Here is a 15,561-nt window from a genome sequence, read left to right as displayed (position 1 = left end):
GGGTATGGAAGAAGCAAACTGGAGTGTCGGCAGGGTGGCAAAACGTTGTGGAGTAAAAGTATCGACACTTCACTACTATGAGCAATTAGGTTTAATTCGTAGTTGGCGAAATAATGGTAATCAAAGACGTTATAAAGCTGAAGTACTTAGACGAATATCGGTAATTAAAGCAGCTCAGAAAATGGGGGTTAGTTTAGATAGCATTAAACGAGCCTTTGCAGGCTTACCGGACAATCGCACGCCAAACAAAGAAGATTGGCAATTATTGGCAAGCAATTGGCAGGCTGAACTGGATGAGCGAATTAATTATTTAATCGCTTTACGTGATTCGCTAGACGGTTGTATCGGCTGTGGTTGCTTGTCATTGAAAAACTGTCCAATTTACAACCCTGAAGACATGCTGGCTGAGCTAGGCGATGGCCCTGTTCTTTTAGAGAAAAAGCGACAGAAGGAAAATTAACGGTATAAAAAAAGCCCCAAGATTTGGAGCTTCATTCGCACAAATTTTTTAACTAATCGAAGCTGAACTCAATATAAGCTTTACCATGCTCAGAGCTAAGAGGGATAATGACAATCGGCCCTTCAGCTTTGTGGTTAATGGTATGATTAGTACCTGATACTACCATAGGTGTCGCCATATCGAATTCAAAGCCTTTTTCACTTAGCATGCGTTTAGCACCACCAGTAACCATATTGGTTATCTCACCGACTAAGTCAGTAATTTCCTCATTAATTTCGTCAGGACCTTCGCCAACCATATTTTTCATAGTCGCAATGGCTAATGAACCCTCAAACGTAATAGATAGAGAACCTTTTGCTTGGTCACTGACCATACCAATTAAACCTGATACGTCGCCTTTAGCAACTTCACCTTGCTTTAACTTTGGTTTTTCCGGTGTTAGTTCCATCATTGCCATAGTCGACATGACATTTAACATCGAAGATAAAAAAGGGTTTATAAACTCTACATTCATGAAAATTACCGAGCCTTTTATTACTCTGTGCGAGACTTAGCTACTAATTTAGCATAATTTTTTGATTTCGCACTAGTTATTGTTTGCAATTGTGGCAATACGATTCATTTCATTGAAGGTTAAACTGAATTTAGTATCGCCAATCTCAATATTAACTGTATTGATCTGCTTAACGTAAGTATCGACGAGTAAATCGTTTTTTACCACTAATCTTGGCAAAAAGTTTTTACCGCTCACTTCTTGATAAATATAAACTTTATCTCAATCATTTTCGATACCTACCCATGTTATCGGCAGATTTTGGTTATCTTTAGCTAACTGAAAGTGTGGTTCGGCAAATTGTTTTATTAATGCTTCAAATTCTGGGTGGGTAGGAGTGAAGTGATATTTAGCTATTCTTTATTCACATTTTTATCGTCATTGGAGTGATTACAGGAATACATTAGTCAATTTTAGCCAAAGCCTTACTAGACAAGAATACATCAAGGCCTTAATTTTATGCTTAGTTGTATTCTTGAGTATCGGATGTGCAATTACAGTTATTTAACATTAATGTAAAAGGATCGATTAAACGTTAACTTTCCCGCTAGCATTTAGCCAGAGCTATCTAGATAAACTTAGGTAGTTGTATTTTAGTGACAATTTTGACAACGGCCATGAGCTTCGACAATTTGGTGGCTAATGTCGAAGCCACTGGCATCAGCCATAGCACGTATTGCCAGATCTAGGTTATTCGATTGAATTTCTTCAACGTGGCCGCAATCGTCACAAATTAGGAGTTGCACTGGGTGGTTACAGTCGCTGATATGGTGGCACATTACAAAGGCATTTATTGATTCAATTTTATGAACAAAGCCTTGCTTACTTAAAAAATCTAGTGCGCGATAAATAGTTGCTGGTTTGGCATTAGCATCTGATTTTTGCAATTGGGCTAGTAGATCATAAGCACCAACAGCTCCCTCGTGTTGGGCTAATAACTTCAGCACGTCACTACGTGCTTTAGTTAAACGTGCACCACGTTTTTCGCAGACTTTTTGTGCTTGGTCAATCAAATTATCGAGGTTCATAGGTATAGAATTTAAACTTTTTTTTCAGTCTAGCATAGGCCTTAATAGCAGGACAATGTTGGTCGGTAGGAAATAAAGCCCCTTGTGGAGCTTTATTTGGGACTTATTTATTGGACATAATTATTTGAGAGTATTTAAACAGAATAATTACTGCTGGGTTAGCTCTTGCTATCTAAGTAAGTGTTTAAATGTATCGAGTAACTTATCTGCTTGATAATTGTCCTCATGTTCAACAGTTTCCATGATTGAAAGTCCAAGCTGGTGTGTACACCCTTGATAAAGATTGGTCGTTGTTTTGGCACTAGACTGTGTGATACCAGCACCTTCGGTAGAAATTATCTCATCACTGCAGCCATTTTTTATAGCCCACAATGCTATTGTGTCATCTACTGATGCAATTTCACCGAACGCCCTGCCACCATATGGTACATCTTTATCAAAAGGACTGTGCAGATGGTGAATATTCATTGGCGTAGATGTTGGGCATGCGTCTAAATCACCACGATACTGGCCAGCTAGAGAGACAATCGCAGTAATTGATTCTGGGACTTTACAAGCAAGCTTGTATGCCATGAAACCACCTGCTGAATAGCCAAATACATATACTTTTTCCGAAGATAAGTTATAGTTCGCTCGCACTTCATCGATGAGTTTAACTAAGTAGTTAATGTCCAAATTTGTATTGTTAGCATCTATATTTTGACTATCCCACTCATAGTCAGATGCGTTCCCTTTTGGCCCAAGCGCAATCATATCGTATGAATTAGCAAGATTCTCAGCATCAAATATGTTCATAACTTTACTTGGAGAACCAGGGGCACCGTGTAGGAATATTGCTATGCTTGTCTCTGCGGAGATAGTAGACGGGACAAATGCTAATGAATCTCTACTGTCTACACGTATACAATTATATGAATCATTTAAGTTGACCCCAGCACAAGTCTTAGTGGTAATTGTATTGTCTGGTTTTTGGGTTTTATTACTGCTACTTCCACCACCGCCACACGCGAATAATAAAGTTGTTGATAACACTACTGCAGATATTTGCAGGAGTTTATAGGTTCTTTGATGCATGAGAAATCCCCTTGTTTTGCATTGAAAATAAAGCATGGAAAATCAACGAGTAACAAGCAATAATGGGTAAGTAATGAAATGATAATGAATTGATAATGCACAATAAAACAAGGGGTTATATATAGGTGTCTCGCTTCGTATTTGGAGAATTTCTCTTGGACTCGACTTCTTTTACTTTATATCGGAACAACGAAAAAGTCGCAATTGAACCTAAGTTATTTCGCTTGTTACTGCATTTTTGTCAACACGCGAATCAAGTTTTTAGCCGAGAAGCGTTAATGGCGTCGGTATGGGAAGAGAGAATAGTCAGTTTTGCCGCTATAAATCGAGCGGTAAGTGAGCTAAGAAAAATTATCGAGGAAGACCCAAGTACCCCAAAATTACTTATTACAGTCAGTAAAGTTGGCTATAAGTTTACCGCTTGTGTTGAACAAGCAAAGTTACCAGAATCAAAAGAATATTTAGCTGTTAATCATAAATATATAGCGTTAATTGTAGGGGTAATGTTGATTGTGTTGAGTTGCGCTTATTGGTTGACCTTTAAAGCAGATAAGCCTATTTCTACTCAATTTGTGTGGCAGGACTTCCCGGTTACTACAAAGAAAGGCATTTCATTTAAACCCAACGGAAATTTTGTTAGTGATGATATTGTTTTTTTGCATAAGGAAACTGATGATGATATCGCTCAATTGTGGTTGCAACCAGCTGATGGAGAAGCCTTTCCGCTAACTGAGGATGAATATTATTACACTTTTGCCATGATAGCGGCTGATAATACAGTTTTTGCCAGCCGCTTTAATAACCTTGTACAAAGAGATTGTGAAATAGTGAAAATAGATCGAGCATCTAAGGAGGTCTCGTTTGTTAGTTCATGTTCTCGTAGAGCGGTGACCAACTTAGAATTGGACCCTGCCTCTAATAAATTGTATTTCAATCAACGAGAGGATGTTAATCAGCCTTTTTCGATCGTAAGCCTACAACTAGATACTGGTAGAAAACAGCAAGTAACAATGGCTAATTCGAAGGGGAATTTGCGCGGTGACTATTTACTTAGTTTGTCGCCTAATGCGTCAAAACTGGCGGTTGTTGAATATCAATCAAATGGTGATGGTCTAGTTAAGTTGATTGAAGTTAATAAAGTGGCTCAGCCAAACTACCTAACAGGATTTAAAAGTGTTTCTTCGATTGCTTGGCTAGATCACGAACGTTTAGTTATATCCGAAAAATCGGGATTGAAGGTGTTAAATGTTAAAACCAGCGAAGTAAGTGACTTAAGTACGCAACCTTACGTTAGCCAAGCCAAAACGAATAAGCGTGGAGTAGTATATGTTTACTCAAACAATAGCCAGAATATTTACAATCACTCAGTAAATGATAATGGTGAAATCCAAGCTATTACTGATACTCGGCATCGCACTGTCTTGCCCTTTTACGCGAGTCACAATAATGACCTCGTTTTTTTGTCTAATGATTCAGGAGAATGGCAATTTTATTTAAAACCTGAATATGGCAAACCACACGCACTGTTATTTCCAGAAACAATCAAACACATTAACAACATAAGTTGGGCTAACGATGGTTCCTTTATCGTCGCCTCTGTGAACGGACTGCTTTACAAATATCACTTCTCACAGACAAGATGGCAGTTGATTCAAAGTGACATCAATAATGTTCACTTTGTTGATATAAAGGACTCAGAAACTTTACTTGTAAGTAGTGATGACTCTGGAGATTGGCAGCTATGGTTAGTAAATATGCGCACCGGCAAAAGTGAGCTACTGACTAAATTTGGAGGGTATAGCGCACAAGTTTCTGCAGATAAACGATATATATATTTGACGAAATATACGAAATCAGGCTTATACAAATTAGATTTGACGACAGGTAGTGAATACTTGGTACTTCCAGATCTAGACATAACTTATTGGAATAGGTGGCACATTAAAAATAGTAATTTGTATTTCGTTAAAGATAAAGGAATTGAAATTCGAAGCCTTGAAAATGTGGTTAAAAAAGGCAAATGGATATCGTTAGATAACATAGTACCAAGTAGTTTTTCGATAACCGCAGATGAAAGCTGGGTTTCGGTAAGTCGAGTCGAAGACTCGTCAGCAGAAATTAGGCTATTGAATAAACGTCAATAAAAAAGCCCCTTGCGGGGCTTTAATTCATTATATTCGACTTTCAAATGTTTTGGTTTTATTTTTGCCATCACTTTGTGTGAATTGAACATTTGATTTTTTGCTTTTAACCGTTTTTAAATTGTCGATGTATTGGTTCCAACGACGTTCGCTTAAATAACCAATATGTATATCTGCATCTTGACGAACACCGCTAATCATTGGTCCTTCGACAATGGTTGCAACTATATAGTCTTGGAAGTTTTTACAGTACATATTTTTCACTGAACGTGTACCGTTTTCTTCAAAGCTAGCTTCAATTCCAATGTTAATATCACTGTCACATTTTTCTAATAGTGTCTGAGTTAAGCGACGCTCTATTGCATCAAGCTTACGGATATTCGGTAGGTTAATTGTTTTCTCGTATAACACTAAAGAATCATCATCGTTTAGGAACCAAAGGTCGTAACGTGCATCTTCACACTTCATTTCATACTTTGAAATGACTTGACGATCTAAACCAGGCATTACCGTAAAGTTCATGCTGTAAAGGTTTAAGCCGAAATGACTATTTTTTTGCGTTTCAGGAAAGAAATGGCTGATATGTGCTTCACTTCTTGGAGCTAACGATTTCGTTACCGGGAAAGTGTAATCTGGAATTTGAGAAATTTTACAGTTATATATTGTAGATAATAATTCGCTTTTCTTAACACCTAAAGGCACATTATCAATATTGTAGTCGCCTTCTAGGCTAACAATACCTGCCATTTTCTGAATCAGTGATTGTTTTTCTCTATCTATAATGTAGTCGTCAAAGTTGGTAAAGTTTTTAGCATCTGCTTCTGCTTTGGCGTCCGTATATACATATAGCGGCAAACCATATTTTTGAGCGGCATTTAAGTCGGCTTGGTAAGAATCAAAATCACTATATCCATAATCTTGTGCTTCCAGTAAATTTACATAATCTTGGTAATTATGTAGACCTAACTTGGCAGCTTTTACCATTTCACGTTGGTAAGCTTGCAGCGGTAACCCGGCTTTTTCTGCTTTTCCTAACTCTGCTCTGTAAACTTTATAGTCGTCATAACCGTTTTGCTGGGCAATAGACAGTTTATTGTCATAATCAGCATAGAAGTATAGAGGAACGTAGCAAAGCATCACGGCGAACATGTACACCATAGATTTGCCACGACTATTAATTTTTAGCGTGTTATTAATTTTGTTTGTTAAAGGTACATAACTATTTACTAATAAATAAATAATCAGTGCTAATAAAATAGATGCGATGGTAACTACAATAATACTCATTCTTTAACCCTGTATAATTTTTACAACTAATACAGATCCTTGTCGCTAGTTGGGGTAGCAATTGTCTATATCAATACTATGTTCTACTTGCTGTCAGCCGCACGCTTAGGTTGGTGGCTTAAGCTTTATCGTTATTATTATTGTTCAGCAAATATCGACAAACAGGTCGATTTATACACATAAGCGGCTTATCTTAACAATAAATTACAAATTGGCAAGTTAAGGAGGGTTAGGGGCTTATATGTATAATTTATACGGTAACGTTAAATGTACAGTGTGTTAGCTACCACAAACGTAAGTTATTTTATTTACAGCACTTTGTGTAAGTGCTTGATTCGGAGGTAATGGTTCATAACCATCTAAAAAATATATTACTTTATGTCCAGATTCTGCTAATTCTATCGCGTGTTGATAGTTCACGCTGATGTTGGACTCGATTTGCTGAGGATATTTTTCTGCATCGCGTCGGACATATTCTAAAAACTCTTCATTGACTTGATGATCATAAAAAACAGCATCGGCAAATTGCAACGCACGATGAGCTGCTAAGGTCAGGCCATCTGGGTTGCCAGTCATTGTATGAATAAATGTGATGTTTCCTTCGGCAGGTGGCACTTCTGTCTTTAAGCTTGCAATAAGCTGCTGCTCAGCTTCGGTCACTTTACCATTCAATATGTTGTTGCCTATGTTTCCTCTAAGTGTTCCTTCCCAAAACGAACGGCGATTAGATACTCCTTTAATTCGGGCTTTGACATGATCTCTAAATTTGAATGAGAATTCGGCTAGTTTGCCATAGGCTTTTGGCATAGAACGTTCTATTTGTTCCCGTAGCATGCGCACTAAAACGGGCGCACTACCAGAACTAGAGATAGCCACTAACATAGGGTCTCGATCAATAATTGCTGGTGTAATATAGCTACATAATTCTGGTTGGTCGACGACATTGACTAATAAATTATGTTGGCTAGCTTCCTGCTGAACGGCTTGGTTCACTTGTGCATTGTCAGTGGCGGCAATAACTAGCGTCATTCCTGACATATGACCCGGCTGGTATGGATGGGTAAGCCAAGTTAAGTCGTTTTCTTTTATTAATCGATGAACACTAGGGCCAAGTTGCTCAGTCATTATGGTGATATCTTTTGTCGACTTTAACAGAAGCTCAATTTTACGAGCTGCTACTTCTCCGCCACCGATCACCAATGCTTTGATATGTCTTGCATCTAAAAAAATAGGAAAGTATTTCATTTAATCGCTAGGTATCTTTTATTTTTAGTAGCTAGATATTGTCGACTTTGCTTTCACATTTCCAGTGCTAATTTTAACATACTTATATTTTGCTCGAGTTTTTCTACTTTTAGTTAATATAGGTCAAAGATGTATTCGTTCTGCAGAGGGTGATAAACTTGTGCCCAAGTTAATTTAACAACAAATATACCATTAACGAGATCCCAAATGCCTTGGATTCAACTACGGTTACAAGCCAATGAAGAAAACGCAGAAAAATATAGTGATTGGTTAAGTGCGTCTGGCGCGCAAGCAGTCACGTTTATAGATGCAAAAGATACACCTATTTATGAGCCTTTACCGGGTGATGAAGTCATTTATTGGTCCAATACAATTGTAATGGGTCTTTATGATGCGGCTCACGATATGGACAAAGTCATTGGCTATTTAAAGTCTATTCATCCAGATAAAGCGCAAATGCAATATAAGCTAGAGCAATTGGAAGATAAAGACTGGGAAAGAGAATGGATGGATAACTTTCATCCAATGAAGTTCGGTAAGCGTTTATGGATATGCCCTAGCTGGCGAGAGGTACCTGACCCTGAAGCGGTTAACGTTATGTTAGACCCTGGACTTGCTTTTGGTACTGGTACTCACCCAACCACAGCGCTTTGCTTGACTTGGCTAGACAGTCTAGATTTAACGGATAAAACTGTTGTCGATTTTGGCTGTGGTTCCGGCATATTAAGCTTGGCTGCATTAAAGCTAGGTGCGAAAAAAGTTATTGGTATAGACATTGATCCCCAAGCACTGCAAGCGTCTAAAGAAAATGCCAAGCGAAATGGTTGTGAACAGCGGTTGGAACTTTATTTACCTAAAGATCAACCGCAATTTAAAGCTGATGTTGTGGTCGCCAATATCTTAGCTGGCCCGCTAAAGGAGTTAGCACCAACTATCATAGAATATGTTGCCCCAATTGGGTTGTTGGCTCTTTCTGGTGTGTTAGAAAACCAAGCTCCAGAGTTACAAACAATTTACGGTCAATGGTGCGATATGGACAACTATGTTGTTCAGGAAGAGTGGGTAAGGCTATCAGGCAAACGCAAGCCAGATTAGACCGGTGAATTTGACCAAAATGTCAAGCAGAAAATTGTACTAGTTGTGCAATTTCTGCTCAGACGAAAATTAAATAAAAAGTCAATATTAAAAAGTCAAAAAAAATACAAATTTGTTCAATTTATATCCTTTTCAATCCGAAAAAAAACACGTAAACTGTGCGCCCTTTTGACCAGTAGCTCAAAAAAGCACCAGTGAAGATCGGTTCATACCAGCTAAAGAGTAATGTAATGCTTGCGCCAATGGCGGGTATTACTGATAAACCATTCAGACAACTTTGTTGTCAAATGGGAGCAGGCTTAGCTGTATCTGAAATGGTGTCGGCCAATCCAAAGGTTTGGAATACCGAAAAATCTAAACTTCGAATGATTCATAGCAGTGATGCTGGTATTCGTTCAGTACAGATTGCCGGTTCTGATCCAGAAGAGATGGCGTTTGCGGCACAGGTTAATGTGAAAAGCGGTGCACAGATTATTGATATCAATATGGGGTGCCCGGCTAAAAAAGTGAATAAAAAGCTAGCGGGTTCTGCGTTACTAAAAGAACCATCTCAAGTAGAGGCCATTGTAAAGTCAGTGGTTGAAGCGGTCGATGTGCCTGTAACGTTAAAAATAAGAACTGGTTGGTGCGAAAACACACGCAACGGTGTAGAAATAGCAAAAATTGCTGAGCATAACGGGATTCAGTCGTTAGCAGTGCATGGCCGTACAAGAAGTGACTTCTATAAGGGAGATGCTGAGTACCAAACCATCAAAGCAATTAAACAAGCAATTGCTATACCTGTTGTCGCTAATGGTGATATTTCATCGGCAAAGAAAGCGGCAGACGTTTTAGATTTCACTAATGCAGATGCGATCATGATTGGTCGAGCTGCGCAAGGAAGGCCATGGATTTTTCGAGAAATAAATCATTTTCTTGAGACGGGTCAACTATTAGATGAACCTTCAATGGACGAAGTACGCTCAATTCTAATTGGGCATGTAAATGAATTGCACCAATTTTATGGTGATTTTATGGGTGTGAGAATCGCTCGTAAACACGTGTCTTGGTATATGCAAACGCATGAACAAGGTAAACAATTTCGATCAAGTTTTAATGCACTCGAGTCGACCAGCGAGCAACTCGACGCATTAAGCGTGTATTTTGATAATTTAACTAGATAAGAGTCTGAACTTTATGTTTGAACAAAATATTTCTTCTCCTTTCATTACAAATGTTAATGATATTCAGCAACAAACTAAGGCGTCTCCATTACGCACTCAAGCTAAAATCGCTATTAAAAATTACTTGTCACAATTAAATGGCAACGACGTTGATGATATGTATGAATTAGTGCTTTCTGAAATAGAAGCACCAATGTTAGAAGAAGTAATGACTTATACTCGTGGTAACCAAACACGTGCAGCTAACTTACTAGGTATCAATCGCGGTACTTTACGTAAGAAGCTTAAAAAATACGGTATGAACTAATACTGCGCAGGTTTAGCCTGCACTAAAAAGCACCTTAGGGTGCTTTTTGTTTTTTAGGACGTTAAAAATTTAGTCCAAATGGTCAACTTTTAAATCTGACCTACACTGTATCAACAAGGATCGATACAGAATATATTGCCAAGGATATATGTCACAGGCCAGGCCAAATTTATTAATTTTATAGGTAATCAATAAACAATGGATACCCCACGCCCAATCAAACGCGCACTACTTAGTGTTTCTGATAAAACTGGTATTGTTGAATTCGCCCGTGCATTAGCACAAAAAGGTGTAGATATTCTTTCTACTGGTGGCACTGCAAAGTTACTAGCAGAAAATGGTATTAACGTCACTGAAGTTTCAGACTATACAGGTCACCCAGAAATCATGGACGGCCGTGTAAAAACATTACACCCGAAAGTTCACGGTGGCATCTTAGCACGTCGCGGTACAGATGAAGTGGTAATGGATGAAAATAATATCAGTGCAATTGATATGGTTGTTGTTAACTTATATCCATTTGCTAATACTGTGGCTAATGAAGACTGTAGCTTAGAAGATGCGATTGAAAATATCGATATCGGTGGACCTACTATGGTGCGAGCGGCAGCGAAAAACCATAAAGATGTAACTATTGTTGTTAATGCTTCAGACTATGATCGTGTCTTAGCTGAAATGGATGGCAATCAAGATTCTTTAACCTATAAAACTCGCTTCGATTTAGCAATTGCGGCATACGAGCACACGGCGAGCTACGATGGCATGATCGCAAACTACTTTGGCCAAATGCTTCCTGCATACGGTGAAGAAGGCGAAGCAGATTTTGATAGCAAAAACAAATTCCCGCGTACGGTAAATAGCCAGTTTATTAAAAAGCAAGATTTACGTTACGGTGAAAATTCACACCAAGATGCTGCATTCTACGTTGAAGCTAGCCCAGAAGAAGCATCAGTATCTACGGCGAATCAGCTTCAAGGTAAAGCACTTTCTTATAACAACATTGCTGATACTGACGCAGCACTTGAATGTGTTAAAGAATTTGAAGAACCAGCATGTGTCATTGTAAAACATGCAAACCCTTGTGGTGTTGCAATTGGTGACAATATTTTAGCTGCATATGAAAGTGCATACACCACTGACCCAACATCAGCATTTGGCGGTATAATCGCCTTTAACCGTGAATTAGACGCAGACACGGCAGAAGCCATTATTTCTCGTCAATTTGTTGAAGTTATTATTGCACCTTCAGTGTCTGAAGCAGCAGCACAAATTGTTGCCGCTAAGCCAAATGTTCGTGTTTTAGAATGTGGTCAATGGAATACACAAACTACAGGTTTAGACTATAAGCGCGTAAATGGTGGTTTATTGGTGCAAGACCGTGACCAAGGTCGTGTATCAGATGACGAATTAAAAGTAGTCACTAAGCGTCAGCCAACTGAAGAAGAAATGCGTGATCTTAAGTTCTGTTGGAAAGTCGCTAAGTTTGTTAAATCAAACGCTATTGTTTATGTAAAAAACTCGATGACAATCGGTGTTGGGGCTGGTCAAATGAGCCGAGTATATTCAGCTAAAGTTGCTGGTATTAAAGCGGCAGACGAGAATTTAGAAGTTGCAGGTTCAGTAATGGCCTCAGATGCTTTCTTCCCGTTCCGTGACGGTTTAGATGCGGCTGCTGAAGCAGGTATCACTGCGGTAATTCAGCCGGGTGGTTCAATGCGTGATGATGAAGTTATTGCTGCAGCGGACGAACACGGCATTGCGATGGTGTTTACGGGAATGCGTCACTTCCGCCATTAATTTACTAATGTTTTTGTGGGTGAGTCTTACTTCTTTGTTGAAAGTGCTCATCTAGTTTACTAGGCTGCGCCCTTTCGCCTCGATTAAAAACTCACTCACTGCAACAAAAGTAAATTAACTGTTGGCTTGGAGATTGGTTAATTAATGCCAATTCACATGAGCTAACAAATTTATCGGTTAAAGTGCTGTTAAATTCCGATGAACGGATCGTTACAGCGCTGTTTCTTTTTAGGAATTCTGCTATAACTTTACGGGTCTATTTAAAAACCTTTTAATTAGTTATGGAAGAGCTATGAAAACAATAAAAACAATTCTTGTTGCTTCAGTTTTGGCAACGTCATTTACTTCATCGTTAGCGCTAGCGTACGATAATAAGCAAGCTGTCAACAAAGCATCTAAGAATTTCGCTCTGATGAAAGCGGTATCTGGTGATCATCGCAGCGATAAAAATAAAGCGCGTGATGTTTACCGTCACCCAAAGGAAACACTAACATTTTTTGGCTTTGAGCCAACCATGACAGTTGTTGAAATGGCGCCAGGCGGTGGCTGGTACACTGAGATTTTAGCACCAGCACTTAAAGGTAAAGGTAAGCTCTACGGCGCACATTACCCAGATACAGGTGCGGATGATTACTATAGTAAATCTCGTCGTCGCCTAGAAGAAAAGATGAAAAGCCACGAAGTATTCAGTGAAGTTGAATTGACTAATTTCACAAAAAACGTTGCTTCTGATATTGCTCCTGCTGGTACAGCAGACATGGTATTAACTTTCCGAAACCTGCACAACTGGGGTGAAGAAGGTGTATTGCAAATGTTTAAAGATGCTCATAAGGCCCTTAAGTCAGGCGGTGTGCTAGGTGTTGTAGAACATAGAATGCCAGCATCACAAAAGTGGGAAGAAAATAAGCGTAGTGGTTACTTCCCAGAAGCGATGACAATTGCATTGGCAGAAAAAGCGGGTTTTAAGTTAGCTGCTAAGAGTGAAGTTAATGCGAATCCAAAAGATACGGCTGATTACCCTAAAGGTGTTTGGACGTTACCACCTGTTTTACGGTTGAAAGAGCAGGACAAAGAAAAATATTTAGCGATAGGCGAAAGTGATCGTATGACGCTTAAGTTTGTCAAAAAATAACTCTGTGTATGAGTTAAACAATATAAGAGAAAGCACCTAAGTGTTTTCTCTATTATTTTATTTAGGAAAAGTTATAAATGAATGTATTAGTTATTGGTAGTGGCGGTCGTGAACATGCATTAGCATGGAAAGCTGCTCAATCTTCTCAAGTCGAGAAAGTGTTTGTAGCACCAGGCAATGCCGGTACTTGCACGGAAGAAAAACTTGAAAATGTTGCAATATCTGTAGGTGAAATCCCTGCACTTGTATCTTTTGCTAAAGAAAATAATGTTCAGTTAACCATCGTTGGCCCAGAGCAACCATTAGTGGATGGTGTGGTAGATGCATTCCAAGCTGAAGGTTTAGTATGTTTTGGCCCAAGTGCTAAAGCGGCGCAACTCGAAGGTTCAAAAGCATTTACTAAAGACTTCTTAGCACGTCACAACATACCAACTGCAGCGTATGCAAACTTTACAGAAATTGAACCAGCACTTACTTATGTGCGTGAACAAGGCGCACCAATTGTGGTTAAAGCCGACGGCTTAGCTGCTGGTAAAGGTGTTATTGTTGCGATGACATTAACAGAAGCTGAAGATGCAATAAAAGACATGCTTGCCGGTAATGCATTTGGTGACGCTGGCCATAGGGTTGTTATTGAAGAATTCCTTACTGGTGAAGAAGCAAGCTTTATTGTTATGGTTGATGGTAAGAATGTTGTCCCTTTTGCAACTAGTCAAGATCACAAACGCGCATACAATAATGATGAAGGACCGAACACAGGTGGTATGGGAGCCTACTCTCCAGCACCAGTTGTTACACCTGAAATTCATAATCGTATTATGGATGAAGTGATCATGCCTACCGTAGAAGGTATGGCAAATGAAGATGCACCTTATACTGGCTTCTTATATGCTGGATTAATGATTTCAGAAGATGGTACGCCAAAAGTCATCGAATATAATTGTCGCTTTGGCGATCCTGAAACTCAACCGATAATGATGCGTTTGCAGTCTGACTTAGTAGAATTATGTATTGCTGCATGTAAAGGTGAACTAGCCGGAAGAACGATAGATTTTGATGCACGGGCTGCGGTTGGGGTTGTGTTGGCTGCAGCTGGATACCCTGGAAACTATCCTAAAGGCGATGTTATTTCTGGTTTAAAAATAAATACTGCGAATGACCGTAAAACTTTCCATGCAGGTACAGCATTGCAAGGTGATGATATTGTAACGGCTGGTGGTCGTGTCTTATGTGCGACGGCATTAGGTGAAAACGTTACAACTGCTCAAAAAGCGGCGTACGAATTACTACATCAAATTAGTTGGCAGGGTGTAGAGTTTAGAACAGATATTGCGTATCGAGCAATTGCGAGAGAGCAAGGCTAATTATTAGCAAAAAAATTAAAAAAAAGCCCTGCAATGCAGGGCTTTTTCGTTTTGACTGTAATTATTCAGCTTCTGTTTTTTCAGGACGCTCTTTGGCTTCCCTTACTTTCAATGTACGTTGTTGGAACTCCGAATCGTTGAGTGCCGAAATGGCAGATTCTGAATCGGCGGCTGCCATTTCGACGAATCCAAAACCGCGTCGCTTTCCTGTGTGTTTATCTTTCATTAGTCGTACAGAGTGCACTACACCGTGTGTTGAAAAAAGTGTCCGTACTGCTGCTTCGTTGGCGCGATACGGTAAGTTACCTACATAAAGCGTTTTTACTTCGTTATTATTACTACTTGTAGTATTTTTACTAAGTATAGTTGCAGCTACATTTGCGAAGAGCGCACCAAGAGACGCACCAAGTGCGATAGTTGTTGCATCTTTACCAAGAGAATTGGAAATTATATAGGCGACAACGCCGGTAACTAAGGCAAGAACAATTGCCATGATAAATTGAGAGGACTTCATAAGTTATACCTAATTATTATTGTAAAAAATCGTATAAATACAAAGCTATGTTACCCAGCTTATTAAAGAGTGCAACAGTAAGTTAAAAATTTGACTAATAATATATAAAGATCATTTAGTAAAACACTTGCTTTTACAACTTTTCATGAAAACTGTCAGCATTTATACAAACTTTATATATTAACTAAATTAAATAGCTATTATTAATAGTAATAGATTGAAGATATTAATTAGATCGTTGAATTACTGTTATTGCTTTAAAGATCGTTTAAAGATCACTCGAACTGCCCTTTAAATACACTGCACTGTTCAATAAATCGTCGAACAGTAAAAAAGTTGCAAATAGTGCTTGATCCTTTCTCAAAAATCCCTAAAATGCGCTCCACTTCTTCAGGGAGACC

15 protein-coding genes are annotated in these 15,561 nt (G+C 38.9%); 8 read left to right on the top strand and 7 right to left on the bottom strand.

Annotation, left to right across the window (positions count from 1 at the left end; translation table 11 throughout):
- Positions 1–4: 4 nt before the first annotated feature.
- Complete coding sequence (gene soxR, locus HII17_RS18420) at positions 5–460, top strand: redox-sensitive transcriptional activator SoxR (protein ID WP_169076847.1); 456 nt, start codon at positions 5–7, stop codon at positions 458–460.
- A gap of 52 nt (positions 461–512) precedes the next feature.
- Here the strand turns inward: soxR and HII17_RS18415 are convergent, their stop codons facing one another.
- The 4 genes from HII17_RS18415 to HII17_RS18405 form a co-directional block, all read right to left on the bottom strand.
- Positions 513–974, bottom strand: a complete 462-nt coding sequence (locus HII17_RS18415) for a chemotaxis protein CheX (protein ID WP_169076846.1) — start codon at positions 972–974, stop codon at positions 513–515.
- Between the two features lie 72 nt (positions 975–1,046).
- Positions 1,047–1,223 carry a DUF6702 family protein gene (locus HII17_RS19415; RefSeq protein WP_408033894.1) on the bottom strand — a complete coding sequence of 59 codons (177 nt, stop codon included), beginning with the start codon at positions 1,221–1,223 and terminating at the stop codon, positions 1,047–1,049.
- Positions 1,224–1,606: 383 nt separating this feature from the next.
- Complete coding sequence (zur, locus tag HII17_RS18410; RefSeq protein ID WP_169076845.1) at positions 1,607–2,041, bottom strand: zinc uptake transcriptional repressor Zur; 435 nt, start codon at positions 2,039–2,041, stop codon at positions 1,607–1,609.
- Positions 2,042–2,209: 168 nt separating this feature from the next.
- Positions 2,210–3,115, bottom strand: a complete 906-nt coding sequence (locus HII17_RS18405) for an alpha/beta hydrolase family esterase (protein WP_169076844.1) — start codon at positions 3,113–3,115, stop codon at positions 2,210–2,212.
- Positions 3,116–3,240: 125 nt separating this feature from the next.
- Between HII17_RS18405 and HII17_RS18400 the strand changes: the two genes are divergently transcribed.
- A complete protein-coding gene (locus HII17_RS18400; RefSeq protein ID WP_169076843.1) occupies positions 3,241–5,259 on the top strand; it encodes a winged helix-turn-helix domain-containing protein in 2,019 nt (672 codons plus the stop codon).
- Positions 5,260–5,286: 27 nt separating this feature from the next.
- On the opposite strand, the gene HII17_RS18395 is transcribed toward HII17_RS18400, so the two are convergent.
- Both HII17_RS18395 and HII17_RS18390 read right to left on the bottom strand, forming a co-directional pair.
- Positions 5,287–6,543, bottom strand: coding sequence for a hypothetical protein (locus tag HII17_RS18395; RefSeq protein ID WP_169076842.1), 1,257 nt, complete (start codon positions 6,541–6,543; stop codon positions 5,287–5,289).
- Positions 6,544–6,822: 279 nt separating this feature from the next.
- Positions 6,823–7,788: a precorrin-2 dehydrogenase/sirohydrochlorin ferrochelatase family protein gene (locus HII17_RS18390; protein ID WP_169076841.1), complete on the bottom strand. Its 966-nt coding sequence runs from the start codon at positions 7,786–7,788 to the stop codon at positions 6,823–6,825.
- A gap of 207 nt (positions 7,789–7,995) precedes the next feature.
- On the opposite strand from HII17_RS18390, the gene prmA reads away from it, so the two are divergent.
- The 6 genes from prmA to purD all read left to right on the top strand — a co-directional run bounded on the left by prmA (position 7,996) and on the right by purD (position 14,646).
- Positions 7,996–8,883 carry a 50S ribosomal protein L11 methyltransferase gene (gene prmA, locus HII17_RS18385; RefSeq protein ID WP_169076840.1) on the top strand — a complete coding sequence of 296 codons (888 nt, stop codon included), beginning with the start codon at positions 7,996–7,998 and terminating at the stop codon, positions 8,881–8,883.
- Between the two features lie 194 nt (positions 8,884–9,077).
- Positions 9,078–10,046, top strand: a complete 969-nt coding sequence (dusB, locus tag HII17_RS18380) for a tRNA dihydrouridine synthase DusB (protein WP_169076839.1) — start codon at positions 9,078–9,080, stop codon at positions 10,044–10,046.
- 13 nt (positions 10,047–10,059) lie between these two features.
- Positions 10,060–10,353 (top strand): DNA-binding transcriptional regulator Fis, encoded by a 294-nt coding sequence (gene fis, locus HII17_RS18375; protein WP_169076838.1) that lies wholly within the window; start codon positions 10,060–10,062, stop codon positions 10,351–10,353.
- Between the two features lie 198 nt (positions 10,354–10,551).
- Complete coding sequence (gene purH, locus HII17_RS18370; protein WP_169076837.1) at positions 10,552–12,150, top strand: bifunctional phosphoribosylaminoimidazolecarboxamide formyltransferase/IMP cyclohydrolase; 1,599 nt, start codon at positions 10,552–10,554, stop codon at positions 12,148–12,150.
- Between the two features lie 292 nt (positions 12,151–12,442).
- The gene (locus tag HII17_RS18365; protein ID WP_169076836.1) at positions 12,443–13,282 is read left to right on the top strand and encodes a class I SAM-dependent methyltransferase; all 840 of its coding nucleotides are present in this window, start codon (positions 12,443–12,445) and stop codon (positions 13,280–13,282) included.
- A gap of 77 nt (positions 13,283–13,359) precedes the next feature.
- A complete protein-coding gene (purD, locus tag HII17_RS18360) occupies positions 13,360–14,646 on the top strand; it encodes a phosphoribosylamine--glycine ligase (RefSeq protein WP_169076835.1) in 1,287 nt (428 codons plus the stop codon).
- A 61-nt stretch (positions 14,647–14,707) separates the two neighbouring features.
- Here purD and HII17_RS18355 read toward each other — a convergent pair whose 3' ends face one another.
- Complete coding sequence (locus HII17_RS18355) at positions 14,708–15,160, bottom strand: RNA recognition motif domain-containing protein (RefSeq protein WP_169076834.1); 453 nt, start codon at positions 15,158–15,160, stop codon at positions 14,708–14,710.
- Between the last annotated feature and the right edge of the window lie 401 nt (positions 15,161–15,561).

It is taken from the genome of Thalassotalea algicola, from assembly GCF_012932965.1.
In the GTDB taxonomy this organism is placed as follows: domain Bacteria; phylum Pseudomonadota; class Gammaproteobacteria; order Enterobacterales; family Alteromonadaceae; genus Thalassotalea_F; species Thalassotalea_F algicola.
The sequence above is the reverse complement of the archived record's forward strand: the minus strand, read 5'-3'. Positions and strand labels throughout refer to the sequence as shown.

What these genes read in the sequence shown, in the direction of transcription:
- soxR (WP_169076847.1), top strand. Translation starts at nt 5, where the DNA reads ATGGAAGAAGCAAACTGGAGTGTCGGCAGGGTGGCAAAACGTTGTGGA.
- HII17_RS18395 (WP_169076842.1), bottom strand. Translation starts at nt 6,543, where the DNA reads ATGAGTATTATTGTAGTTACCATCGCATCTATTTTATTAGCACTGATT.
- HII17_RS18405 (WP_169076844.1), bottom strand. Translation starts at nt 3,115, where the DNA reads ATGCATCAAAGAACCTATAAACTCCTGCAAATATCTGCAGTAGTGTTA.
- HII17_RS18415 (WP_169076846.1), bottom strand. Translation starts at nt 974, where the DNA reads ATGAATGTAGAGTTTATAAACCCTTTTTTATCTTCGATGTTAAATGTC.
- HII17_RS18390 (WP_169076841.1), bottom strand. Translation starts at nt 7,788, where the DNA reads ATGAAATACTTTCCTATTTTTTTAGATGCAAGACATATCAAAGCATTG.
- HII17_RS18355 (WP_169076834.1), bottom strand. Translation starts at nt 15,160, where the DNA reads ATGAAGTCCTCTCAATTTATCATGGCAATTGTTCTTGCCTTAGTTACC.
- fis (WP_169076838.1), top strand. Translation starts at nt 10,060, where the DNA reads ATGTTTGAACAAAATATTTCTTCTCCTTTCATTACAAATGTTAATGAT.
- purD (WP_169076835.1), top strand. Translation starts at nt 13,360, where the DNA reads ATGAATGTATTAGTTATTGGTAGTGGCGGTCGTGAACATGCATTAGCA.
- prmA (WP_169076840.1), top strand. Translation starts at nt 7,996, where the DNA reads ATGCCTTGGATTCAACTACGGTTACAAGCCAATGAAGAAAACGCAGAA.
- zur (WP_169076845.1), bottom strand. Translation starts at nt 2,041, where the DNA reads ATGAACCTCGATAATTTGATTGACCAAGCACAAAAAGTCTGCGAAAAA.
- HII17_RS18365 (WP_169076836.1), top strand. Translation starts at nt 12,443, where the DNA reads ATGAAAACAATAAAAACAATTCTTGTTGCTTCAGTTTTGGCAACGTCA.
- purH (WP_169076837.1), top strand. Translation starts at nt 10,552, where the DNA reads ATGGATACCCCACGCCCAATCAAACGCGCACTACTTAGTGTTTCTGAT.